The sequence below is a fragment of the Desulfacinum hydrothermale DSM 13146 genome, from assembly GCF_900176285.1.
Taxonomy (GTDB): domain Bacteria; phylum Desulfobacterota; class Syntrophobacteria; order Syntrophobacterales; family DSM-9756; genus Desulfacinum; species Desulfacinum hydrothermale.
Genome location: NZ_FWXF01000015.1, coordinates 1 through 24,928, shown reverse-complemented (window position 1 = coordinate 24,928; position 24,928 = coordinate 1). Strand labels below are relative to the sequence as shown.

The following is a 24,928-nucleotide window of genomic DNA, read 5'->3' as shown; positions in this document are numbered from 1 at the left end:
CTTTTCACCCTCCGCAGGAGATGTAGCCGCTGGACGAAGCGGGCTGGGCTTCTTTTCCCGCCTCCGATGGGCGAAAGGCCTTGGCCGCGGCGGCGGGAGCGGCCGTCGGCTCCAAGACGGCGCCCGTCAGCCGGTTGGCCTGGGTTTCCACCGGATAGTAGAAGCGGCTGTTCCCCCATTCGCTCCAGGAGGCATCGTAGAGACGTACGTCCCGAAAGCCCATGAGTCGCAGCACGAAATAGGTGAAAGAACTGCGCCGTCCCGTATAGCAGTAGAGGATGACCGCCCGGTTCGGATCCAGCCCGGCGTAGAGTTGCTGGAGTTGGGAATAGGAGCGGAGTGTCTTGGTGGTGGCGTCTTGCCAGTTGGATCGATAGTCCACGTTATAGGCGCCCGGGATGTGACCGGGGGCCAATGGGCTTCCGTCCAGGGCAGTGTTCTGCTTGATCCCCAGGTATTCTTCCGAAGACCGCACGTCCAGGATCTGGTAGTAGGGGTCTCCCAAGCGGCTCTGGACGAAGGGACCGTCCACCAGGCACTCGGCCCGGATCTCTGAGGACGGGGCCTGGTAGGTGACGGGTTCCCGGCGGGCCGGCTCTGCGACCGTTTCTCCCCCGGCCTCCACCCAGCCGTCGATGCCCCTGTGCAAGATCTTCTTGGACGGGTGTCCCAGGTAGTCCAGGACCCAGAACACGTAAGAGGCCGTGGCGCCTCCATCGCGCGCCACGGAATCATAGAGAACCACGGTGTCCGTTCGCGCGATGCCCGCCCGACCGAGGATCTCCTGGGCTTCCGCCGCTCCCACAAAGACCGCTCCCACGCCCCGAACCGTGTCGTGACGCTGGAAGCTCTTCCAGGGGAGCCGGACGGCCCCTGGCAGGAACCGGCCGTCCAGGCGCTTGTCCACTCGAACGTCCACCAAAACCACATTGGGATCATTGCGGTGTTCCAGAAGCCACTGGGGCGTGGCCAGGCAATCCCGGCACGGGTAAGCCGCCTTGGACCCCTTGGCGGATGGAACCGAGGCCATTGCCCAAGCAACACCGGCAATGAGAAAGAGGGGAACGAGCCACCATCTGGCATTCTTTCTAGGCACCATCCCTTCCTCCTTGAGCTTTCGTCCATGCACAGGGCCTTCATCCCCAAAAGAAGCGCCAAGAATGTGCTGACAAAGTAATCTAGCCCATACGCCGGATGATTTCCAGGGGCCTGAGCGCCTGTAGCCAAAATGAAATGCCTGCTTTGAACAGCCTATGGATTACTCGAATGCGGGCGGCCACGGCATGAACGTTTTTAAGGGCCGTGGGGGCGCCGATTTTGTTTCTTGCCGGAGGATCGGCGAAGAGAAGATGTGGCTACCTTGATCGCCCAGCCCTTACCAAGTACGATTGCAAAATAGGGATGGACCCTGACTGTGTGAGGCCATTATGATGCTTTATGGCGCTTATCTCGATGCCTTTTATGGTGATGGATGTGTTCGGATGGAGAATCCTGCCTCGGTCGGCGAGGAGTCCACGGCACGTGCTGAGGATCGCTTGGGCCCCAGGACGGGCACAGGGAGGTTGATCGGTGATCTGGAAAAAGTGGTTTGGAAGGGAAAAAGAGCGCCAACAGGACCTGGATCCCCTCCACGATCTGAGCCTGGACAAGCTCCAACCGGGCTACCTGGTGGACTACGACTTGACCACATGGCAGGTGACGGCCAGGCACCGCTATGACCTGGGAGACGGCGGCGGGATGATCGAATGGGAACTTCGAAGCGGAAGGCAGACCCGGTACTTGAACATGGAAGAAGACGACGGTGCCGTGTGGACCTGGACCCGGAAGATTCCCCTGGCGCAGATCGACGCGCGCTTGAAACAACTCATCATGGAAAAGGGGGATCCGCCGGAGCGGATCGACTTCGACGGGGACACCTACATCATGGAAAGTTACGGGGGAGGCCAATTTTACGAGCACGATCGAGGGGAGGGGATCCCTTTTCTGTTCTGGGACTATGAAACGGAAGACGGCGAGAAGGTCTTGACCATTGAGCAATGGGGCGATACGGAATTTGAAGCCGCCGTGGGCCACTACGTGGAAGAGTACCAGTTCAGTCATATCCTGCCGGGTGCGCCGTCGTGACACCCAGCCCGCCACAGCGGGATGCGAGGGGATGATGGGATTTGCCGAGATGAGGAGGCCGGGGATACGGGAGGCACCGCGAACGTTACGGGCTGTTCTGGCGGGTGTCCTCTTCTTGTCGGTCTTGGTGGGGTGCGGGACCAGCGGGTCGGTGCTCGACAAACTGGTGCGGGAGCTGGATCGTTTTCCCGAATATAGCATTATCTTGGAGGATATGCGCCGGGACGACGGCTTCTTTCCGGACTACCAGCATCGGTATCGCCTGTTGTGGGTGAAGCCGGGCGGCACGGAAAAGGACGGAGCCGCCTTGGGCGAGCGAGTGACCGGCTGGTATACGGTGGACAAGAAGACCTACGACAAATACCGCTCATGCCTGGGCATGACCATCGTAGCCAAGAACAAGGACGGCCGTGTGGATCGAACCCCTCAGCCCCCGGGCTATCAATACGTGGGCGATCAAAGATTCGGCCGCTGGCGCACCGACCAGCGTGGAAACCGATTCTGGGAATGGTATGGCAAATACATGTTCTTTCGAACCATCTTCGGCGGTCTGGGCGGTTACGGCTATGGGCCCATCCGCTATGACGACTGGACGTCCTACCGCACCACGGTGTCCCGGCGTGTTCCCTATTACGGCAGGCGTACTTCCGACGGGCGTCCGGCCTTTGGCACCGGCGGGGTGGTGACCCGCAAGACGCACCGCACCTTTTTCGAACGCCAACAACAGCGCATGGCGGCCAGGAAAGGATCTTTTGCCCAAAAGGTCAAGAGCCGCATGGGCCGAAGCAGGGCATCGGGCTTCCGGTCCCGCAGCGGATTCTTCGGAAAGTAAGAGGTCTTAGAAGCTTGTCTGAGAACGCCCAGGTGGCTCCCTTTTTGTGCGGACGGAAGCTTGGGGCTGGCAGGAGGGCCCGTGCCGCCGGGCCGGCCTTAGAGGAGTAGGGGCGGGTTCCGAACCCGCCCATGCCCGGGCTGTCTGAGGACTTCCAAAGAGCCACATGGCACGGTGGAGTTTCAACCAGTTAGAATGCCTTGAAAAGGCCGAAAGGCCATTTTCGGACAACCTCCCAAGATGGTTGCCGGAGCAGGCCGAAGAGAAGAGACGAGGGAAAGGAGGGGGAGATGGCGCCGACGAGTTCTGCTCTTGGAGTTACCTTTGGAGCAGTGGCCGGCTTTTGGGCAAGTTCCATCGTCTTCGTGTTGCTGGCCTTGGCCCTCATGGCGGCCGGCCGCGGCCTGTTCGGGCTTTTCAATCGACGCTTCAACCTGCGCCGGCAGTTGGTGGAGCTGGACAATCCGGCGGTGGCGCTGGTCCTTTCCGGCTACCTGATGGGACTGGCCACCGCTCTGGGAGGGGCCCTGATCGGCCCATCGGTGGGCTTTGTGGCCTCGCTTGTGGATCTTATCCTGTACGGCATCCTGGCCATCGTCTTGCTGCATGTGTCCGCGTGGCTCAACGATCGATTGATCCTCTACCGGTTCGACAACGTCAAGGAGATCATCCAAGACCGCAATTGTGGGGCGGGCGTGGTGATGGCGGCCAACCATCTGGCGGTGGGGCTGGTCGTCTTCGGCGCCGTTTCGGGAGAAGGGTCCGTGCTGTCCGCCCTGGTCTTCTGGGGGTTGGGCCAGGCGGCCCTGGTGCTGGTGACCCGATTGTACGACGCCCTCACTCCCTATGATCTCCACGGAGAAGTGGAAAAGGACAACGTGGCCGTGGGAGTGGCCTTCGCCGGTGTGCTGGTGGCCACGGGCAACATCGTGCGCTACGGCATCCAGGGAGACTTGGTGGCGTGGGGCCGGGATTTGGCCTTCTTCGGGGCGGTCCTTCTCTTCGGCGTGGTGATGCTTCCGGTGACCCGCTGGGTGGGCGACAAGCTCATCCTGAGGGGACGGAGCCTGACCGATGAGCTGGTGAACCAGGAGGTGCCGAACCTGGGGGCGGGAATCCTGGAAGCGTCCATTTATGTGGCCATGAGCTTTTTGATCGGCTGGGCCGTGTCTTAACGGCGCCCGGGGTGCTCCACAGGCTTTCCAGCGAGTGGGGAAGATGGCCGAGACATCCGTTGCTTCAAGCGGAGACAGCACGCCCGTACCGGCCCCGGCAGGGGCCCGGCGGGTGCTCCAGTGCTGTGTGGTGGCCACGGGGCTTGCCGGCATCGTGGCCGAATACACGCTGTCCACCCTGGCATCCTACCTGCTCGGAGATACCATCTTCCAGTGGGTCATGACCATCAGCGTCTTCCTCTTCGCCATGGGGGTGGGAAGCCGGACCACAGGGCGGATCCAAAGGCGGGTGCTGGAAAGCTTCGTCGCCACCGAGTATGCCTTGTCCCTGGCGGTGGCGGTGGCCGTTCCCGCCAGTTACGCCCTGGCCGCCTGGCCCGACTGGCTGCCCGTGGCTCTCTACGGTTTCACCTTCCTCATCGGTTTTCTGATCGGCATGGAAATCCCGCTGGTCATTCGCATCAACGCGGAATTTGAGACGCTCTCGCTCAATCTGAGCAACGTGCTGGAAAAGGATTACATCGGGGCCCTGCTGGGCGGTGTGTTCTTTGCCTTTATCGGACTTCCCCGGTTGGGGCTTTCCCGCACGCCCCTGGTGCTTGGAGCCGTCAATTACCTGGTGGCGGCCTTCTTCTGGAAGACCTTCCGCCATCGGCTGCCGTCTCGGTTCTGGTCGGTGGGGGCGGTGGCTGTCCTGGTGCTGCTGGCGGCGGTGGCCGTGGGGACCGGTCCCGTCATGCTGTGGGGGGAACAGAAGCGATACAAGGACCTGGTGATCTACGAAGAACAGAGCCCGTACCAGAAGATCGTCATGACCCAATGGCGGGACTATTTCTGGATCTACCTGGACGGGCATCAGCAGCTGTCCAGTTTCGACGAGGCCCGCTACCATGAATGCCTGGTTCATCCGGCCATGCTGGCGGCGAAACGCCATGGAACGGTGCTCATCCTGGGGGGCGGAGACGGCTGTGCGGCCCGCGAGGTGCTCAAGTACCCGGATGTGAAGCGCATCACGCTGGTGGACCTGGATCCGGCCATGACCCGCCTGGCCAGGGAGCATCCCCTGGTGGTGGCCGCCAACGACGGAGCCCTCAACGACCCGCGGGTTCGCATCGTCCATGAGGATGCGTACCAATTCGTGCAGCGAACGGATGCCGTTTTCCAGGTGGTTCTGATCGATTTGCCGGACCCCAGGAACCCCGGGCTGGAACGGCTCTACGGTGTGGAATTCTATCGCATGCTCCGGCGCCTGGTGCCTCCGGGCGGCGTCATCGTCACACAGGCCACCAGCCCCGTGTTCAGTCGGGAGGCTTTCTGGTGCATCCACGACACCATGCGGGCCGCCGGCTGGAAGACGGTGCCCCTTCACGCCAACGTGCCCACCATGGGCGAATGGGGCTGGGTGATGGGCATGCGGGAGGAGACGGATCATCTGCCGGAAAGGCTGGCCGAGGTGGCCCGGCGGCGTCTGCCGCCCACCCGGTATTTGGATCCGGAGGTTCTTCGATCACTCTTTGTCTTCGGCAAGGACCTGCGACGCGGTCCGGAGCCTTTGTTGGTCCACTCCGAAAAGAAACCGGTTCTTTACCGGGCCTATGAACAGGGCCTGTGGGAAACCTACTGAAAGGGGGGAGGATAGCCATGGCACATCATGTGGACAAGGTGCGAGACTATTTGCTGGATTTGGGTCTGGTCATCGACAAGGAGCTTCCCGAGGAGGAACTCTTTGTGGTGAGTGACGAGGAAAGTGGAATCCACTCGCTGGTGGTGGATTGCGAAGATCCCATTCTGGTCCTGGAGCAGAGGATCATGCCCGTGCCCGAAGCGGATCGGGAAAGATTCTTCCTTCGCCTGCTGCAGATGAACCGGACCCTGGTGCATGGGGCCTTCGTGGTGGACGAGGAGGCGGCCAACGTGCTTTTTCGAGATACCCTGCAGCTGGAAAATCTGGACAAGAACGAGCTGGAAGGGACGATCCGGGCCCTGGAGTTGGCCTTGGTGGAACACGGCGACGAGCTGCTTCGGTTCGCCCGGAGTCGGGGGGCGTAAAGGAGCTTGGGCTTTGGAACGGGTGACCGTGTCCGGGCGGACAGGGCCGATGCCGAAAGAACCGGCATCCGTTCTTTGGGGTGCAGGTGATCCATGCCCGTCGTATTGAGAATCCTCAAACGGTTTGTGGACCTCCTACGCCGAGAAAACCTCCACCAGATCCTTCTGGGGGCGGCGGCGGTGATCGCCTTTGGAGCTTTGGGCTTCTGGGCCTTCGAAGGCCGTGGGAGTCTGGCGGACGCCGTGTGGTGGGCGCTGGTCACGGCGACGACCGTGGGCTACGGAGACGTGTACCCGACCACCGGGCCCGGGCGAGCCATCGGGGTCCTGGTGATGCTGGTGGGGATCGGTTTCCTGGGACTCCTGACGGCATCCATCGCCGGGATCGTCATCGAAAACCGGCTCAATAAAAACAAGGGGCTGAGGAGCGTGCATCACAAAGGGCACTATTTGCTGTGCGGCTGGAATTTTCGGGGAGCGGATCTGGTGGCCGAAATCCGCGCCGACGCCAAGGGCCGTCAATCACCCATTGTGGTGCTGGCCCAGTTGGAAGAAAAGCCTCCGCTGGACGACTCCGACTTTCACTTTGTCCGCGGTGAGATCAATAAGGAAGGCCTGGAACGGGCGGGGGCCGCGCAGGCGGCGGGGGCCGTGGTCCTCTCCGACGAAAGGCTCGATCCTCACGCGCGGGACGCCACCGTCATCCTGAACGTCCTGACCATCAAGACCCTCTATCCCCAGCTCTACACCTGTGTGGAGCTGGCTGCCCCGAAGAATGTGGATCATGCGCTTCGCGCCGGAGCCGACGAGATCGTGGCCCTGGGAGAACTGGGCACCAACCTGTTGGCCCAAGCGGCGCTCGATCCGGGCGTCTCCCGGGTGGTGACGGAGCTGGTGAGCAATCGGTTCGGCCAGGAACTCTACAAGGTGCCGCCGCCGGCCACTCTGGTGGGCCGCACCTTCCTGGAAGTCCTGGACGAACTGAAGCGCGCTTACGACACCCTCTGTGTGGCCGTGGAGTCGAGCGAGGACCGGCGATTGGAAACCAACCCGCCCCCGCACCGGGTGATCACGGAAAAGGACCGGCTCTTGGTCATCTGCAGGGAAAGGCCCCAGTGGACCCAGGCCGGCTAGCTGGGCGCGGGGTTGTCCCACACAGACCAAAGGCAGGCACAAACCTACAAGGAGACAATGATGGCGAGTTTGCTGCAAAGGCTTTTCAAGATCGGGCAATCGGAAGCCCATGCCGTGGTGGACAAGATGGAGGATCCCATCAAGATGACCGAGCAGGGCATTCGGGATCTCAAAAAGGACCTGACCACCGCCATGCAAAGTCTGGCGGAAGTGAAGTCGCTGGCTATACGGCTCAAGAAACAAGCGGACGACGCCGCCAAGGGAGCCGCCGACTACGAAAGAAAGGCCATGCTTCTTTTGCAAAAGGCCCAGGAAGGTCAGCTGGACCCGGCGGAGGCCGAACGATTGGCCATGGAGGCCCTGGGCAAGAAGAAGGAACTGGAGGCCCGAGCCGCCCAGCTTCTCCAGGACCATCAGGCCCAGCACAACATGGCCACCCAACTGCAGACCAAGGTGGACAACTTGAAGAATCAGATCACCACCTACGAAAACGAACTGATCACGCTCAAGGCTCGGGCCAAGACGGCCAAGTCCATGCGCAAGATCAACCAGCAGCTGGCCAAGGTGGACTCTTCCGGCACCCTGGCCACCCTGGAGCGCATGAAGCAGAAAGTCCAGGAAGAGGAGTCGCTGGCCCAGGCCTACGGGGAGCTGGCCACCACCGGGGGCGGTCTCGATACCAAGATCGACCAGGCCCTGGCGGCATCAACCCCGGCGCCGGATACGGCCGCGGAACTGGAGGCCCTCAAAAAGAAGATGGGTCTCGGAGGCGCATAAGGGGCGTGACATCCGGGCGGGGATCCATCGGCCGGGGCCGGCGTGAGGGCACACCGGGCCGGGAACCTTTTTCGGTGTTCGTGGCTCCGGAGGTGCGCCCTGCTTCCGTGCGGAGGGGTCGGGTGAGGGCGGCTCCAGGTATGGCGTAGGGATGAGCCATGGAGCCGCCGACAAGGTTCATCATCACGACCGGGAGGAGATTGCCATGAACGGGTTCAGGTGGCTTTGGGCGCTGGCCGTGGGGGTCATGGTCCTATGGAGCCCTGCTGGGGCCCAGACGGACGATCCCATTTACGTCCAATGCCGGGACGAAGTCCGCGCGCCCTGGTGTTACCAAGAGGCGGTGGAAAAACGGGAAGAGCCGGAATTGTGCGAAAACATCCTTCGCTATTGGCCCAACGCCGCTGGGGTGCACGGGTGGTGCTATTATCGGCTGGCCTGGAAGAAACGGGACTGTTCCCTGTGCAAGCCCATCGTACACGACCAGGTCAAGGCCCTGTGTCGGCGCGAGGTGTGTCGCTGATTTTCGTGCCTCCTTTCCTGCAACCCTTCCTCCCGCGTGAGAGCTCATGACCTTCTACTCCGCCTTCGTGCTGCTTATCGTGGTGATCGATCCCTTTGGAAATGTTCCCTTCTTCGTGGCCGCGTTGGCGAAGGTGCACCCGCAGCGGCGCAAGCAGGTGATCCTTCGGGAACTGCTGATCGCCTATGGGCTCATGGTTCTCTTCCTCTTTTCCGGCAGGCCCTTGCTCGCCGTGCTGGAGATTTCCGAGCCGGCGCTCACCCTGGCAGGGGGTGTTTTGCTTTTTCTCATCGCCGTGCGCATGGTCTTTCCACCGTCTCCGCAGGCTTGGAAAGAGGAGGTGGAAGGAGAGCCCTTCGTGGTGCCGCTGGCGGTTCCCTACATCGCAGGTCCCTCCCTGTTGGCGGTGGAGCTGCTGCTCATGAATCGGGAGCCACACCGGTGGCCCGAATGGTTAATGGCGCTCACCCTGGCCTGGGCCGTGACAGCCGCGATCGTCTTTTTCGGGAGTCAGATGGCGGCTCGACTGGGAGCCCGGGGGCTGATCGCCATCGAACGTCTCATGGGCATGATTCTGGTGGCTCTGTCCATCCAGATGCTTCTGACGGGCCTCAACGCCTACTTGGGCATGCTTCCATCTTAACCTGGGAACGCCGAGCTCTGGCTCGGCAATACCTTCCGCCCTGAACCGCAGGGTCCCAGCCTACAAGGTTGGTGTTTCATGGCGTCAATTCCGGCTTCACGAGCCGCACCCGGCCGGTGAGCAGTTGCTGCTGGGTTGCCCTTCCAATAAAACGCACATGCCAGATTTACGATCCAAAAACAAGGGAGGCACCATCAATTCAGGGCTCTACACGGGTGGCCACTACCATGATCACTGACAAGGGGCAAATGATCCACGTCCGAAATACTTCTGAGCCGGAGCCGATCCATGTGAAAATTTACAATGCCCTCAGACTCCCGATCAGCCCCTTGGAAAGGGTCCTGAGCCTCGATTGAAAATTTGTAGGGAAGAATGAAAAACCACATTCTAAGAATAAGAACAAGTTACACAAAAAAGTGACAAACATAGGTTAAGGCGCCGTTTTTGCGATCCTGTTCCATGGGAGCGACCATTGCGGGGTGGCGCCACAACCAATCGAGTGATGAGTCAAGAGTGAGCCGTGATGCGGTGGGAAGGCTGGAAATCCCAATGGCAGAAAGTTCGGATCCCATCCATACAAAGGAGCTTTCATGGCGGAATTGAGCCGGATCGTGCGGGAATTCGCCGAAATCGAAGGGGCCTGTGCCGCGGGGATCGTCACGCCCCGAACCCTGAGCGGGGGCCCTCCTTCCACGGATCTGTCCTACGTGCTACCCCAGGCCCGTTCGGCGGTGGTTTTCGCCGTGCCCATGGATCCCGCTCCCATTGACGGCTATCTCCGCAAAGAAGACCGTCTTTCCCTGGAGCGGGCCTACGTGCGGGCCAATACGGTGGCCAGCGGCATTGCCCTGCACCTGGCCAATTTCCTTGCCCAGAAGGGATACCCGTCGGCGGCCGTGGCCGCGAACAACGTCTTTCGACCTGCGAGCTCCCAATCCGGGAATGGCTGTCCGGCGGATAGCTACTATCCCGATATCGCCCACCGCTACCTGGCGGTTCGCTCCGGCGTGGGCCACATGGGCTTTTCCGGCAACGTGATCACTAAGGACCATGGCGCCGCGGTGATCCTGGGAACGGTGGTGACCGAAGCGGACTTGGCGCCCACGGAGCCCCTGGCGCCGGAGGAAAGCTACTGCGATCGCTGCGGCCTGTGCCGGGCGGCCTGCGCCTCAGGATTCATGGACTTTCGGAACACCACCAGGGTGGTGCTGGGAGGCGTGGAAATCGCCTATTCCGGACGGCGCCATTATGGACGATGCGATCTGGTCTGTAGCGGCTACACCGGGCTGCACCCATCGGGGAAATGGTCCACCTGGTCCCCCGGCAGGTTTCCCGTGCCGGATCGCGACGAAGACCTTCCGGCCGCCTACGAACGCATGCAGAAGGCCCACGCGAGCTGGCCCGCATCGGAAGGCGGCCGCTACTTCTTTTTCATGGACGAAAAGCTTCGGTTCTCTTGTGGCCACTGCATGCTGATCTGCCATCCGAGCAGGGAAGAGCGGAAACGCCGCTACCAACTGTTGCGCCATTCGGGGGTGGTGGTGCAGATGGCCGATGGGACACGAAAAGCCGTGACGCCCCACGAAGCGCGGACGATCCTGGATGCCATGCATCCCGAGCGACGGATCCTGTATGAGGATGTGTAATTGGAAAGACGCCGCACCTTCCTTGTGGCGTTTAGCCGTGCCTTGGGGTGCATTATGCCTATGTCGATTTACGATCGTTTCTTCCACCTGGACGCGAATCTGGAAATGTTCGTGTTGCGCGGCGGGTTGACCGCACCAGCGCGGCGTGGTCAGATGCCTTTCCGCTGGGGTATTCGCACCCCGACTGTCATCGGCGCCCGACGCTGTCCGAAGATTCCTCCGTGGTACGGATTGGCATCGAGCTCGTGGATAGGGCGGTAAGCGCTGTTCACCTGTCTGTAGTGAACGCGGGCGAACTCGGATCCGCTCGTGAGGTTGTCCACGGTGCGGGGGCAGCCTCCTGGTTTTATGCCCATCGCCAGTTGGAGTTTGTCCGATGGCTGGCAGGAACATGGTGCGACGGTCAGGTATGAGGCGAGGGCCTTCAAGGGGGCGATCCCGGGTGACGTCTTGCGGGTGGTGCTGCTTTCCAGGGGGATGAGCCAAGGGGCCCGCCGCCTACCCCTCCGGTCCATGAAGGTGTCGCCCGAAAAGAAGGCGCTGAGGCCGAGACCGGTCGAACCGTGAGGCGCCACCGTTTGTTTCAAGGAGACATGACGGCCCAGAACCCACAAAGAGAAGGAGGACGCCATGAGAAGGACACGCTTTTTGGCTGCCATCTGTGTGCTGGCGGCACTTTGGTTTTCCGGGAGCGCCCGGGCGGGCACGCCGCCGGACACCCTGGTGGTGGGCGTCTCGTCGGACATCCACCTGCTGGACCCGGCGGTTTCCAGCGACAATTACGACTGGCGCCAGATCTACCCATGCTACGACCGCCTGGTGAAGTACAAAGTGGTCAACGGGCAAGGCTCCACGGAGGTGGAACCCATGGCCGCCGAATCGTGGCAGGTGTCCGAGGACGGCAGGGTCTGGACGTTTAAGATCCGAAAAGGCATCCGGTTTGACGATGGCACGCCCCTGGATGCGCGGGCCGTGAAATTTTCCTTCGAGAGGGTGCTCAAGATCGGCAAGGGTCCCGCGGACAACCTGGGCGCCATCCAGACCGTGGACGTGGTGGACGATTACACGGTGAAGATCACTCTCAAGAACCCCTTCGGGCCCTTCCTTCAGACTTTGGCAACGGATGCTGCCTCCATCGTCAATCCCGCCGTCATGAAGAACGAAAAGGGCGGGGATCTGGCCCAGGGCTGGCTGGCCCAACACACGGACGGCAGCGGTCCCTTCCGGCTCAAGGAGTGGATCCGGGGTGAGCGCTGCGTGCTGGAGGCCAAGCCCGACTATTGGGGCGGAGCGCCCCGGCTCAAGCGGGTGGTCATCCGCTTCATGCGGGAATCCTCCGACCGGCGCATGGCCCTGGAACGCGGCGACATCGACATCGCGGAAGGCATCCTGATCGACCAGATCCCCGCCCTGGAAAAGAACCCCGATCTGGTGGTCCGGCGCTATCCGTCCCAGCTGGTGGAATACGTCTACCTCAACTGCCAAAAGCCGCCGCTGGACAACCCCTTGGTGCGCCAGGCGCTGAACTACGCGGTGGACTACAAGGGCATCATCGACTACGTGCTCCAGGGAAACGGCGTGCAGATGCGCGGGCCCATTCCCAAAGGCATGTGGGGTCACAAACCCGAGGTCTTCCAGTACCATCGCAACGTGGCCAAGGCCAAAGAGCTGTTGAAGAAGGCCGGTGTCTCCCGCCTGCAGCTCACGCTCATCTACTCGGAACGGCGCCCCACCTGGGAACAGATCGCCACGATCCTCCAGAGCAACTTCGCCGATATCGGCGTCAACCTGAAGCTCCAGCTCATGGCCAATCCCACCCTGCGCGACAAGATCGACCGCGGCGATTTCGAGCTTTGCTTGGGGGCGTGGAGCCCCGATTACGCCGATCCGTCCATGTTCATGAACTTCTGGTTCGATTCCAACAACTGGGGCCTTCCCGGCAACCGCAGTTTCTATAAGAACGAGAAGGTGGACGCGCTCATCCGAAAGGCCCTGGCTCTGAGCGATCAGGAGGCACGGATTCGGCTCTACGGCGATGCTCAGGACATTATCATGACCGACGCTCCCTACATCTTCCTCTACCAGACCCAGACCATCGTTCCCATGCGCAAGAACGTAAAGGGCTATGTGTACAACCCCATGCTGGAATCCATGTACAACTTCGAGTCCATTTACAAGCAATAGTGGTATTGGGAGGGAACCGGGCCAGTCATGCGACTGTTGCGCTACATCGCCAAACGCCTGCTGCACCTCATTCCCGTGCTCCTGGGGGTGACGGCGCTCGTCTTTGTCATCTCCCACGCCATCCCGGGCGATCCGGCCCGTATGATGGCGGGCCAGAAGGCGAGTCGCGAGGCGGTGGAAAACCTGCGACGGTCCATGGGCCTGGACCGGCCCCTCCATGAACAGTACCTGCGCTACATGTGGGGGCTTCTGCACGGAGACCTGGGGCGATCCGTGCGGAGCCAGCGGCCCGTGGCGGAGGATCTGAAGGACTTTTTTCCCGCCACCTTGGAACTCACCCTGGCCAGCATGAGCCTGTGCCTGGTGGTGGGACTGCCCTTGGGCATTCTTTCCGCCGTGCGTCGAAACCGCCCTGTGGATCACGCCTCCCGGGTCTTTTCCGTGTGCGGAGTGTCCATGCCCGTCTTTTGGCTGGGCTTGATGCTTCTTCTGCTCTTTTACCGGAACCTCCAGTGGCTTCCCGGTTCCGGTCGACTGGACGTGGGACTGGATCCACCCGCTTCCGTCACCGGCCTCTACCTGGTGGACGCCCTGCTGGAAGGAAACGGCCCCGTCTTTTTCAACGCCTTGAGCCACATCATCTTGCCGGCCTTCTGCCTTTCCTATGTCTATCTGGCGGTCATCACCCGGATCGTGCGCTCGTCCATGATCGCCGTCATGGAACAGGACTACGTCACCACGGCCCGGGCCAACGGCCTTGCCGAGGCCGTGGTGATCCTCAAACATTGCCTGAAGAATTCCCTCATCCCCACCGTCACCATCGCGGGCCTTTCGGTGGGGGAACTCCTGGGAGGTGCCATCCTGACCGAGACCATCTTCGACTGGCCCGGAATGGGAAAGTACGTGGTGGACTCGGTCAATTTCCTCGATTTTCCCGCCATCATGGGATTCACCCTGGTGGTCTCCCTTTCCTACGTGTTCATCAACCTGACGGTGGACGTGATCTATGCCTTCCTCAACCCCCAGATCCGGTATTGATCCCATGGAATGGTGGCGGCGTTTTCAGGAAGAACACGCATGGCAGCTCCGCGAATTCGTCTTCACCCTGGGGCTGCTTCGCCGGAACCCGTCCGCCGTCGCGGGCTCTTGCATCATCGCCGCCATGGTCTTCCTGGCCCTTGCTGCACCCTGGATCGCTCCCCACGATCCCATCCGGATCAGCCTGAGCGAGCGGCTTTCTTCCCCGTCCTGGCATCACCTTTTCGGTACCGACGAATTGGGCCGGGACATCTTCAGCCGTGTGCTTTTCGGCGCCCGGATATCCCTTCGAATCGGACTTCTGGTGGTGGGCATCGCAGGAGGCCTGGGAACGGTTCTGGGAGCGGTGGCGGGCTATGTGGGTGGCAAGCTGGACGATGCGATCATGCGCTGCCTGGACATCGTGCTCTCCTTTCCGTCCCTGGTGCTGGCGATGGCCTTGGCGGCGGCCTTGGGACCGAGCCTGCGCAACGCCATCATGGCCGTGGCCTTCGTCATGATCCCCAAGTTCGCCCGCCTGGTGCGCGGTGAGGCGCTGGCCGTCCGCGAAAAGCCTTTCATCGCCGCCGCCAAGGTGTCAGGGGCCGGACACGGTTGGATCATCTTGCACCATGTGATCCCCAACTGCCTGTCGTCGGTGATCGTTCTGGGCACCCTGGTGGTGGGAGAGACGATTTTGATCGCGTCCTCCTTGAGTTTCATCGGCCTGGGGGCCCAGCCGCCCACCCCGGAATGGGGGGCCATGATCAGCGTGGGCCGAAAGTTTCTCATGGACCAGTGGTGGTACGCCACCTTCCCGGGATGCTTCATCCTGGTGACGGTGATCGGTTTCAATATCTTCGGCGACGCCCTTCGGGACGTGCTGGATCCTCGAATCAGAAGGTGAGGCTTGGACACCGATCTGCTGCGCATCCAGGACCTTTCGGTCCGGTTCTTCACCTACCAGGGAGTGGTACGGGCTCTGGAAGGCGTGTGGCTTTCGGTCCGCCGCGGGGAGATCCTGGGGCTGGTGGGGGAGACGGGCTGCGGCAAATCGGTGCTGGCGCGAAGTATCTTGCGCCTCATCGCCGATCCACCGGGCAAGATCTCAGGAGGCCGGATTCTGTTCAAGGGCCGGGATCTGCTGGCGCTGCCCATGAAAGAGATGCGCCGCATCCGGGGAAACGACATCTCCATGATCTTCCAGGAACCCATGACGAGCCTCAACCCGGTCTTTACCGTGGGCAACCAGATGGAGGAAGTGGTGCGTCTCCACCAGAAGGTGAGCCGGAAGGCCGCCCGGCGGATCTGTGTGGAAATGCTCACACAGGTGCGCATGCCCGATGCCGAGGCGGTGCTGCGCAAATACCCCCACGAGCTTTCCGGCGGCATGCGCCAGCGGGTGATGATCGCCTTGGAACTTTCCTGTCGGCCGGATCTTCTCATCGCCGACGAGCCCACAACGGCCCTGGATGTGACCGTGCAGGCCCAGGTGCTGCACATCCTGAGCGATCTGACCCGGGCGCGGGAAACGTCCGTGCTCTTCATCACCCACGATTTGGGGGTGGTGGCCCATTTGTGCGACCGGGTGGCGGTCATGTATGCGGGAAAGATCGTGGAAACGGCGCCGGTGGAGGCCTTGTTTCAGTCGCCGCGGCATCCCTACACGCGGGGGCTCCTGGCTGCGGTTCCCAGCCTGGATGAGGACCGGGAGTTTCTGGCTTCCATCCCGGGCGTGGTGCCGGGCCTCATCGATCCCCCGGGCGGCTGCCGGTTTCATCCGCGCTGCGACGGGGCCGGGGAGCCGTGCCGGAGGATGGAACCGGCCGGGGTGGAAGTGGGCGAAGACCATTGGGTCTTTTGTCATGGCATACGGTGAAGGGGGCCAGGGATCGGGCGATGAATACACAAGTGGATGAAGGCATTGGACGCTCCTTTAGTTGGACAGAGTACACAAACGGCGGAAGGTGGAAGCGGTGAGCGACGGGGTGGTGATCCGCGCAGTGGGGCTGAAGAAATACTTTTCCGCCGGATCCGGCCTGTGGGGGCGCCGGAAGGTGTTTGTCAAGGCCGTGGACGGTGTAAGCTTTGAGGGGCGACAAGGCGAAACCCTGGGTCTTGTGGGCGAATCGGGCTGCGGCAAGTCCACGGTGGGCATGCTCCTTTCGGGACTCCACCGCCCCGAGGCGGGCCGCGTCTTCTACAGGGGCCAAGACATCATGAAACTGGACGGCCGGGAGAGAAGACGCATGCGCCGAAACATCCAGGTGGTCTTCCAGGACCCGCAGTCGTCTCTGGATCCGCGCATGCTCATCAAAAAGGCCGTGGGCTTTCCGCTGGAAGTGAACAGGCTGGCTCGGGGAGCGGAGGTGACTCGGCGGGTGGAGGCCATGCTGGCGGAGGTGGGGCTTCGCCCCGAGCACATGTACCGCTATCCCCACGAATTCAGCGGAGGACAGCGTCAGCGGATCAATATCGCCCGAGCCCTCATCACTGGACCTCAATTCGTGGTCTTGGACGAGCCCACTTCCGCCCTGGATGTGTCGGTCCAGGCCCAGATCCTCAATCTCATCAAGGATCTGCAGCGCCGAAGAGGATATTCCTATCTCTTCATTTCCCACGACTTGAGCGTCATTCGCCACGTGAGCCACCGGGTGGCGGTCATGTACCTGGGCCGCATCGTGGAAAGCGCTCCGCGCCGACAGCTCTTTTCGGCCCCCCGCCATCCCTACACCCGGGCGCTCATGGCCGCCGTGCCCACGCCGGATCCGACACGCCGCCGACCCCTGGCGCTTTTGCCGGGAGACGTGCCCAGCCCGGTCCACATTCCGCCGGGCTGCCGATTCCATCCCCGGTGCTCGGAGGCCCTGGACGTGTGCCGGCACGTGGAGCCTACCGAGGTGCCGGTGGGCTCGGACCATTGGGTTGCCTGCCATCTGTGGGGGGGCGGGGCCTAAACGTCAGAGGAGGTTGCAGTGAAAGTCTACATCTCGGTGGATATCGAAGGTATCGGCTGCGTGGTTCGAAGTGAGCATTCATCGCCGCAAGGCCGGGAATTCCAGTGGGCTCGCAAGCGCATGACCGAGGAGGTGAACGCGGCCGTGGCCGGGGCGTTTGCAGCGGGCGCCTCGGAAGTGGTGGTGGCCGATTCCCACAATGTGGGCCTGAACCTTCTGGCCGATCAATTGGACTCGCGGGTGCGCTTGGTCATGGGTGCGCCGCGGGCTCTTTCCATGATGGAAGGCGTCCAACTGGGCTTTGATGCTGCGTTTCTTGTGGGCTATCACGCCATGGCGGGGACGGCCGACGGGGTGATCGTCCACACCTACACGGGCCGTATCGCCTCTGTCGCCGTCAACGGAACGCCCGTGGGAGAGATCGGCTTGAGCGCAGCCCTGGCGGGCCATTACCATGTGCCTGTGGTGTTGGTGACGGGAGACGACAAGGCGGTCCGGGAAGCCCGAAGCCACCTGGGAGATGTGGAAACGGTGGAGGTGAAAAAGGGGCTGGGGGCCTACGCGGCTCTCTGTCTTTCTCCCAGAGCCTGTAACGAAAAGATCCGGGAGGCCGCCCAGAGGGCGCTCCAACGAGCCCATTGTACCGCGCCCTTCCGGGTGGAAACGCCGGTGGAATTGACGGTGGGATTCACCACGGCGTCATCTGTGGACCGGGTGACGGCCATTCCCGGCGTCCGGCGCGTGGACGGCACCACCGCGGTCGCCGCCTGTGAAGATATCCTGCATGCCTTCCGGATCTTTCACCTCATGACCGATCTGGTGGAGCTGACACCCTTCATCTGACCGTTTTCGTAAAGCGCCATGGTTCCGCATCCCCCGCCTGTCATCGACCTTGGGCGGGTCGGAAAAGGTGGTCTCTAAGGCGGCGGAAAACCGTGCGTTGGTGTCTGGGCCCGCTCGGTACAAGATCCCCCGGCGGTGGTCCAGGATTGTGACTCAAAAAAGATAGGAGGCGGGGATGGAACTGGAACGAGCCATTCGCGGACGCCGCAGCATCCGGAAATATGAGGAGCGGGAGGTTCCCCGGGAGGTTCTTCGGGAAGTGATTGATCTGGCGCTCTGGGCCCCTTCCGGCATGAACCGCCAGGAATGGGAGATCGTGGTTGTGCAGGGGACCATGAGGGACCGGCTTCTCGAGGTGGTTTCCCGTTCTCAGGACCACATCATGCCGCACCTGCAGGAGCTCTTTTCGGAAAAGATCATCAAGATCTCCCTGCAGGTGTTCAAGAACCTGGGGGGAGCGCCGACGGTCATGGCCGTCTACATCCCGGAAAGCCGAAGGGAAATCGATGCGGCGACCGATGCCAAAGGCCGCTACCACCAGGAATTCGACCGATTCAACCGACTCTTGAGCGCCGCCGCTCTGATTGAGAATCTGCTGCTGGCGGCTTACGAAAAAGGCCTGGGCACCTGTTGGATGACGGGCCCCAAGTACATGGAAGAAGAGATCAACGCCTTGCTGGGCATGGAGGGCCGTGAGTTGGTCTCCCTCATTCCCATTGGCTATCCGGATCAGTCTCCGCCGGCCCCGCCAAGGAAAAAAGACGTGGTGCGCTGGATCGGAAGCCAATCGTCCTAAGGATTTCCGGGACCGACAGGTCTTTAGGCAATGGAATCGAGCCGCAGGTTGCCTGTCGAATAAAAGTGACACGGGGATAGGATGACGATGCATAGATGCGGTAGAAGTCCGTGACCTGAGAACGTACCGAAACGTTGGTCCGCCAATCGTAAGCAAGCGGTGGTCCTCCGGTTGCTAAAGGGGAGAGTTTGGATTTGTTGACCGACGGCCGTCGGTTCGCTTTGTTCTCGATCCACCCGGAACGACCCGATACCCTAATTTGCCTGGCCCGGGTGGGTCTCGACGAGGCGCTCGAAGACATCGCGAAGCGCGATCTCCTTCGCCGCCTGCTGGCACGTGAAAGCCACCGCCATGGTGCTGGCGGCGCATTGGACCGGATGGTGGTGGACGCCTTGGCCCATCTTGGCGAAGAATCGGCTGCGGGAATCAGGTTCCTGACTGGGGCGAATCGCCACTTCCCGCGGACTGGGCCGAGCAGGTCCGGAGCTGGTGTCTGGAACTGGGGCAGGAAGCCTTCCTTCCGGTGCTGGTTCGCGAAAACGGCATGCAGGAAATCGAAAAGCTCTCGAGCTATCACAGTCTGCGCTTCTGTTCGCGGTTGCAGGCAGAGCTTCCCGCCGGCTGGCGTTTACGCTTCAAGCGGGGCTCCAGAGGCAACCTCAACATCCACCTGTTTCCCAAATGGACTTGCAAAAGCCTTGCCGGGTCCGGCAACGGATTCCTGTTCCAGCTCACCCCGACCGGTGGAAACATCAGGGTCATCTGGATCAACGCCTCGGAGGCGGTGCTGAAGCGGGAACCGGAAGGAAGTTGCCTTTGGCATTTTCAGCGGATCAAGGCTAAAATGAAGAACAGGCTCGGTCCAAACCCAAAGATTTACCGGCCGGACATGGTGGAAAGACTCCTTGATGTGGTGGCCGAAGCCCGGCAGTTGGTGGAACAGGCGGCGCTGGTCTGAGCGAACGGTGCCGCACATCGATCTCCGGATTCAGACCGTGGGTCCGACCGCGCGGCTGGGGCCGGTCTTACCGCTTCGGCGTGCTGACGCAGATTGTGGTTGGATTTCGCCTGGGTTCCGGGGTGCTGCCTTGCAGGTAACTGATCCGGAGGAAAATTCCAATTCCGTTTGAAGCACGACACTTGGGCCCTGCCAGTTGACGTTTCCGAAGAGACTCGGCATAACGATCATGTTACCGCTCAAATTCTTTCTCGGCACGATTCGTAATGACTTCCTGATTATGCATAATCTCCATAACACCGTAGTAGCCGAATTATGGTAGTTGGCAACCTGCTGCTGAGCAAGTGATCTTTTCTTGCAATTCCATTAACTTGAGGAGGCGGTGGTATGTTAATAATGATCAACTCATTGGATTGGGCATAAGCCGTCCCGGATAAATGGATATTGTGTAGAATAAAGAGTTAGCCCTCACGTCAGACAATGGGAGCATTATTGAAAGCCGAAAGCACATTTATTCATTTTGTTCTGAAAGAGTGGCTGGTAGTTGCATCTGGTATCGGTTTGGTTCTGACATCCGTTTATATCAAGCATTTTCCGGTCTATTCAATCCAAGAGCTACAGGTGCTGTTCATTCTGTTTGCGCTTTTTGTTGCTGTTAACGGTCTTCGCTATAGTGGGTTGATATTAAGAATAGCCCAAAAAATAGAAAAAGGGAAAGCCATACCATTAAAATTGGTGGTAACAACATTTTTTCTATCTATGCTGGTGACAAATGATATTGCCTTAATTGTCATCGTGCCACTTACTTTATCACTTAATATCAATCATGAGGGCATTCTAGTCATTCTTGAGGCATTAGCAGCAAATGCTGGTTCCGCATTGACCCCTTTTGGTAATCCACAAAATTTCTTTATTTATTGGTTTTACGGGATTCATCCGGTTAGATTCGTTGAAACGATTGTGCCATTTTCATTGGTCTTCCTGATTATTCTGATTGTTTCATCACTTTTCGTTAACACAACAAACAACGCTCAAGAAACGATTGTTCAAAAAATAAATAAAAAGGCATATATATATGGTGTGTTACTTTTTATTGTTCTATTGACGGTTCTCCATGTTCTGCCAGTTTTAACTGGCATTCTGGTTTTTATCTTCGCTCTGATATTTGACCGAAAAGCATTGTATGTAGATTACGCGCTTTTATTTAGCTTCTTTTTCTTCTTCGGCCTTGCAGAGAATATGAAATTAGTCCTGGCATCTAAAATGAACCATTCAGGACATATATTCTTGTTTTCTTCTTTAGCAAGCCAAGTGATGAGCAATGTTCCAGCAGCCCTGTTGTTCGCTAAATTCACGACAAATTGGGAAGCCTTGCTCTGGGGAGTGAATGCAGGCGGATTTGGGAGTCTGTTCGGGTCGTTAGCAAATTTGATTGCATACAAAATTTACGTTACACATGAAAATACAAATAATATGCCCATGTTCACTGCGCAATTCCTTATAATTGGCTATGTAGCATTCTTTCTGTCAATTTGGTTGTATTTCTTTTTTTATAAAATGCAAGGTTTGTAATGAACCACCAAAGGGCTAACAACCGCATCAACTCGGACTGGCAATTCCGCTGCGCTACATTGCCAGCCGGTTATGCGGAGCGTTATGGCCCAATAAATTCTCGTATGGCGATAAACATACTCTAGAACAGGAGGGAGGAAATCTATGGCTTCGGAAGCAACGATGACAATCATTAAAATGCTTGAGACACTACCGGAGCAAGTCCAGGATCGGGTGGTTGAGCATCTACGCGAATACATCGAAGATCTGCGGGACGAAGCGCTGTGGAATGAGTCATTCTCCCGAACCCAACCCAATCTTGTCTCAGCAGCCCGGCGGGTACGGAAAGAAATTGCAGAGGGCAAGGCAACTCCCTTGGATATCGAGAAGCTATGAAATCCGCCACTGTACCATCATTCTGGGAACGGTATCATAAACTCGACCGTGAAATCAGAGGCAGAGCGAAAAAGGCGTATCGACTCTGGACCGAGAACCCTTTTCGTCCATCTTTGCGTTTCGAGTGCATTAACCGTGATGAGAATATCTGGTCAGTAAGAGTTATACTTGGGTACCGTGCTCTAGGAGCTTGTCCGACAATGCCGATTTTAGAACTTTTGAGTATACTAAGTGTTCGAAATTGCGTTGGCCCCAATGGATGGTTTGGCGTTCTCAGACAGGCTCCTAGGTGGTTTTGACCAAGATACGGTCACATCGTTCTGGGTTGGGAATCATGATGAGTATGGGCGATTTTTCGGTTGATGTACAGCAGCCATAACATCGCAATTCACCAGACCAGCTACAGCCTGCGGCTTCCGCTGGCTGGTGATTGCGGGCGTTAGCTGGACGGAGGACTCAACTGTGCAACTCTACAGGCATAGACAGGTTGGGACACTGATTCTAGTCGCCCTTGGCTTCGGCGTCGTGCTAACGGCAATGCTCTTGATTCTCGTGCCCGAGGGCCGCGTTTTGACTGGTCTGGTCCTGGTAATTTTGTTGTTGTGCATACTTCTATTCCACGCACTCACTGTCGAGGTAAGCACAGATGAGTTGGTCGTGTCGTTCGGCCCCGGAGTGATTCGTAAGAGATTCCGTATCGCAGACATCCACGACGCGCGGGTCGCAAAGAATCGGTGGTATTACGGATGGGGGATCAGACTGACGCCACATGGTTGGTTGTTCAACGTCTCGGGCCTCAACGCCGTAGAGCTGGAACTGAAAAACAACCGGAAGTTCCGCATAGGAACTGACGACCCTCAACGGCTGATAACTTCAATTCAAACGGCTCGCCAGCTAACAAGCCAATGAAGCTGCCGGCCGCTTTTGGCGTCCGCAGCTTATCGGCAGGCCGTTAGGCTAATATAGATTGGAGGTGTGAGGTGAAGGGTAAATTTATGGCAATTATAGAGCCCGCACCTGAAGGTGGGTATTGGGCAATTTGTCCGGAAGTGCCAGGTGCCAATGGGCAAGGAGAAACAATAGATGGGGCAAAAGAAAATTTGCGTCAAGCTATACAGCTGATTCTACAGGATCGGAGAGAGGATATTCTTCGCGGGTTGCCTGAGGATGTAATTGAAGAAAAGATAGTAATTGGATGAAACGCAAAGATTTGGAAAGAATGCTACCTTAAGAGAGAAGGAGCTTGCATTCATTGTGGATTAATCCAAAGACTGGGGTTATTGAAGCTGTTCCTCGGCATAATGAAATCAAGGAATCTTTAGTAAAGAAAATACTGAAAAATCTAAATGCAGAATAAGTAGCCTAACAAATCGCTGCAGCCGAGCGCCAAAGGCGGCGCCTGAACTTTGTCGTTGTGTGAATCAAGGAAACATAAACTGATATGATTCAAGGCAAGGAGGTATTACCATGTATTTTAAACAGATAACTGTTGAAGGAATGGGCTGTCTTTCTTATCTGATCGGCTGCCCGAAGGCAAAAGTTGCTTGCGTAGTGGATCCTAAAAGAGATGTCCAGGATTACATTGATCTTGCACGTAAAAATGGTATGAAAATTACCCATATATTTGAAACCCATCTGCATGCGGATCATGTGAGCGGCAACCAGGAACTGCGTTCCCGCACCGGAGCCGAGATCTGCCTTATGGAGGATACTCCGGTCACCTTTGAATACACCGCTTTGAAAGAGAATCAGGTTCTTGAATTCGGCAATACAAAACTGGAATTTATAAAAACACCCGGCCATACGCCTCATTCCATGTCTATTCTTGTGACAGACACAGCACGCAGTTCCGACCCCTGGATGGTACTTACCGGAGATTGCATGTTTGTGGGCGATATTGGGAGGCCTGATCTGGCTGGTGAAGAGCTGGTTGATGACCAGATCCTAAACCTTTATAATTCGCTTTATAATAAGCTTGGCAAAATGCCGGACAGCCTTGAAGTGTTTCCCGCTCATGGTGAAGGTTCTTTGTGCGGTAAAGGGATGAGTGCTAAATCTAGCTCTACAATAGGATTTGAAAAGCGTAATAACGAGTTATTGAATCTGTCCAAGGAGATGTTTAGAAAACGAATGAAGCAGAGCTTTCCTGAACGACCCAAAAGCTTTACCCATATCATCAATATGAATAAAAACGGAGCTCCCTTGCTTGACAGGTGCCCCATGGTTCGGGATATGAGCCCTGACCAGGTTCAGGAAGAAATTGACCGTGGGGCACTGGTTTTAGACACCCGTGATACGGCGGCTTTTGGAGGTGTTCATATCCCCGGATCAATCAATATCGGTTTTGCGAAACAAACCGCCAACTGGATTGGAATGGTGATCGATCCAGACAAGGATCTGATTTTAATTGTTACCGATGAGAAAGCCTATGAGATAATGACATTGCATCTTCACAGAATAGGTTATGACAATATCATAGGATATCTTTATGGTGGCATAGACGCATGGCAACAGGCCGGTTTGCCTATCAATCAACTCTGGCAGATATCAACGGAGAAACTGAAACAAAAAATTGCAACAGGTCAATGTGAATATCTCTTTGATGTACGAACACCAGCTGAATGGGCCAATGGACATATAGAACAGGCGTCTCATCTGCCATTAACGGAATTACTCAACCATCCACCGGATGTTCCAAAGGACAAAGAGATAATTGTAACCTGCGGTGTAGGATACCGTGGAAATATTGCGGCAAGTTTTCTTCAAAACAACGGCTTTAAACATGTACACAGCCTTGCCGGTGGAATGTCTGCTTGGATCAACAGTGGTGGCGCGGTGGTGTGACCTGTCTATTGTACTGTCCACACAACCTGGTGTTTCACTGGATTGCAGGGGCTCATCCGTTTCGAATAGTCGCGGTTATCAGCCTTTTTTGGCAGGAAGACGTTTTCTCGAATCCTCTGCAACCAGTGAGCTTTACTCTATGCTCATCTGAGCGGTTTTTGAAAAATGGCCCTAAAAATGGCAAACTTGGGCTAGGAGCTTGTCCGACAATGCGGATTAAAATTTGAGTCCTGCATCGTTCATGAGCAAACATCGCGGGTGAAAGTGCTGTGACTGCAGAGACGTTGCTCGTCGACGCAAGATATCGGGCATCAGCAGGTATCAAAGAGCCATTCAAAAAGGAGCAAGCTGCCCCTTTAGGCAGCCTGTGCCCTGATCGCTCTTTGATCTATATTGATGATGCCCTCAGCTACGGCCTTTACAATCTTAAGAAGGTTATGGGCAGCGCACATCAGGGCAAATTCGCCCCTGACCTTTTC

24 protein-coding genes and 1 pseudogene are annotated in these 24,928 nt (G+C 58.3%); 24 read left to right on the top strand and 1 reads right to left on the bottom strand.

Going from position 1 to position 24,928, the window contains the following annotated elements; translation table 11 throughout:
- Positions 1-4: 4 nt before the first annotated feature.
- Positions 5-1,099, bottom strand: coding sequence for a sulfurtransferase (locus tag B9A12_RS12360; protein WP_084058252.1), 1,095 nt, complete (start codon positions 1,097-1,099; stop codon positions 5-7).
- Between the two features lie 470 nt (positions 1,100-1,569).
- Here B9A12_RS12360 and B9A12_RS12355 point away from each other — a divergent pair, with 470 nt between their 5' ends.
- The 24 genes and pseudogenes from B9A12_RS12355 to B9A12_RS17380 form a co-directional block, all read left to right on the top strand.
- Positions 1,570-2,124, top strand: a complete 555-nt coding sequence (locus tag B9A12_RS12355; RefSeq protein WP_084058249.1) for a DUF4178 domain-containing protein — start codon at positions 1,570-1,572, stop codon at positions 2,122-2,124.
- 115 nt (positions 2,125-2,239) lie between these two features.
- On the top strand, positions 2,240-2,956 hold the full coding sequence (locus tag B9A12_RS12350; protein WP_139796621.1) for a hypothetical protein: 717 nt from the start codon (positions 2,240-2,242) through the stop codon (positions 2,954-2,956).
- 290 nt (positions 2,957-3,246) lie between these two features.
- Positions 3,247-4,131 carry a DUF350 domain-containing protein gene (locus B9A12_RS12345; protein WP_084058245.1) on the top strand — a complete coding sequence of 295 codons (885 nt, stop codon included), beginning with the start codon at positions 3,247-3,249 and terminating at the stop codon, positions 4,129-4,131.
- A gap of 43 nt (positions 4,132-4,174) precedes the next feature.
- Entirely contained in the window at positions 4,175-5,755 is a 1,581-nt protein-coding gene (locus B9A12_RS12340) for a polyamine aminopropyltransferase (RefSeq protein ID WP_084058243.1), read from the top strand.
- 17 nt (positions 5,756-5,772) lie between these two features.
- Positions 5,773-6,180 (top strand): YbjN domain-containing protein, encoded by a 408-nt coding sequence (locus tag B9A12_RS12335; protein ID WP_084058242.1) that lies wholly within the window; start codon positions 5,773-5,775, stop codon positions 6,178-6,180.
- A 93-nt stretch (positions 6,181-6,273) separates the two neighbouring features.
- A complete protein-coding gene (locus tag B9A12_RS12330; RefSeq protein WP_084058240.1) occupies positions 6,274-7,314 on the top strand; it encodes a potassium channel family protein in 1,041 nt (346 codons plus the stop codon).
- A 60-nt stretch (positions 7,315-7,374) separates the two neighbouring features.
- A complete protein-coding gene (locus B9A12_RS12325; protein WP_084058238.1) occupies positions 7,375-8,091 on the top strand; it encodes a PspA/IM30 family protein in 717 nt (238 codons plus the stop codon).
- A gap of 205 nt (positions 8,092-8,296) precedes the next feature.
- Positions 8,297-8,614, top strand: coding sequence for a hypothetical protein (locus tag B9A12_RS12320; RefSeq protein WP_139796620.1), 318 nt, complete (start codon positions 8,297-8,299; stop codon positions 8,612-8,614).
- A 46-nt stretch (positions 8,615-8,660) separates the two neighbouring features.
- Positions 8,661-9,257, top strand: a complete 597-nt coding sequence (locus B9A12_RS12315; protein WP_084058234.1) for a MarC family protein — start codon at positions 8,661-8,663, stop codon at positions 9,255-9,257.
- A gap of 590 nt (positions 9,258-9,847) precedes the next feature.
- Positions 9,848-10,903 (top strand): epoxyqueuosine reductase, encoded by a 1,056-nt coding sequence (locus B9A12_RS12310; RefSeq protein WP_084058232.1) that lies wholly within the window; start codon positions 9,848-9,850, stop codon positions 10,901-10,903.
- Between the two features lie 630 nt (positions 10,904-11,533).
- The gene (locus tag B9A12_RS12300; protein ID WP_084058229.1) at positions 11,534-13,087 is read left to right on the top strand and encodes an ABC transporter substrate-binding protein; all 1,554 of its coding nucleotides are present in this window, start codon (positions 11,534-11,536) and stop codon (positions 13,085-13,087) included.
- Positions 13,088-13,114: 27 nt separating this feature from the next.
- Positions 13,115-14,125 (top strand): ABC transporter permease, encoded by a 1,011-nt coding sequence (locus tag B9A12_RS12295; protein ID WP_084058227.1) that lies wholly within the window; start codon positions 13,115-13,117, stop codon positions 14,123-14,125.
- Between the two features lie 4 nt (positions 14,126-14,129).
- Entirely contained in the window at positions 14,130-15,011 is an 882-nt protein-coding gene (locus B9A12_RS12290) for an ABC transporter permease (RefSeq protein ID WP_139796619.1), read from the top strand.
- 3 nt (positions 15,012-15,014) lie between these two features.
- Positions 15,015-15,983: an ABC transporter ATP-binding protein gene (locus B9A12_RS12285; RefSeq protein ID WP_084058223.1), complete on the top strand. Its 969-nt coding sequence runs from the start codon at positions 15,015-15,017 to the stop codon at positions 15,981-15,983.
- 61 nt (positions 15,984-16,044) lie between these two features.
- Positions 16,045-17,061, top strand: coding sequence for an ABC transporter ATP-binding protein (locus B9A12_RS12280; protein WP_245802439.1), 1,017 nt, complete (start codon positions 16,045-16,047; stop codon positions 17,059-17,061).
- A gap of 18 nt (positions 17,062-17,079) precedes the next feature.
- Positions 17,080-17,904 (top strand): M55 family metallopeptidase, encoded by an 825-nt coding sequence (locus B9A12_RS12275; protein WP_084058219.1) that lies wholly within the window; start codon positions 17,080-17,082, stop codon positions 17,902-17,904.
- A gap of 175 nt (positions 17,905-18,079) precedes the next feature.
- A complete protein-coding gene (locus B9A12_RS12270; protein WP_084058217.1) occupies positions 18,080-18,700 on the top strand; it encodes a nitroreductase family protein in 621 nt (206 codons plus the stop codon).
- Positions 18,701-19,223: 523 nt separating this feature from the next.
- Positions 19,224-19,658 carry a hypothetical protein gene (locus tag B9A12_RS12265; protein WP_084058216.1) on the top strand — a complete coding sequence of 145 codons (435 nt, stop codon included), beginning with the start codon at positions 19,224-19,226 and terminating at the stop codon, positions 19,656-19,658.
- A gap of 492 nt (positions 19,659-20,150) precedes the next feature.
- Positions 20,151-21,230, top strand: coding sequence for an SLC13 family permease (locus tag B9A12_RS12260; RefSeq protein WP_170920582.1), 1,080 nt, complete (start codon positions 20,151-20,153; stop codon positions 21,228-21,230).
- A 144-nt stretch (positions 21,231-21,374) separates the two neighbouring features.
- Complete coding sequence (locus B9A12_RS12255; protein WP_084058212.1) at positions 21,375-21,605, top strand: hypothetical protein; 231 nt, start codon at positions 21,375-21,377, stop codon at positions 21,603-21,605.
- A 995-nt stretch (positions 21,606-22,600) separates the two neighbouring features.
- The gene (locus tag B9A12_RS12240; protein WP_212636936.1) at positions 22,601-22,804 is read left to right on the top strand and encodes a type II toxin-antitoxin system HicB family antitoxin; all 204 of its coding nucleotides are present in this window, start codon (positions 22,601-22,603) and stop codon (positions 22,802-22,804) included.
- Positions 22,801-22,962 (top strand): annotated as a pseudogene (locus B9A12_RS17965) (type II toxin-antitoxin system HicA family toxin). The gene B9A12_RS12240 and the pseudogene B9A12_RS17965 overlap by 4 nt, the downstream one beginning before the upstream one ends.
- 110 nt (positions 22,963-23,072) lie before the next feature.
- The gene (locus tag B9A12_RS12230) at positions 23,073-24,449 is read left to right on the top strand and encodes an MBL fold metallo-hydrolase (protein WP_084058207.1); all 1,377 of its coding nucleotides are present in this window, start codon (positions 23,073-23,075) and stop codon (positions 24,447-24,449) included.
- A gap of 269 nt (positions 24,450-24,718) precedes the next feature.
- On the top strand, positions 24,719-24,928 hold a 210-nt coding region (locus tag B9A12_RS17380; protein WP_212636931.1), incomplete at its 3' end, for a hypothetical protein.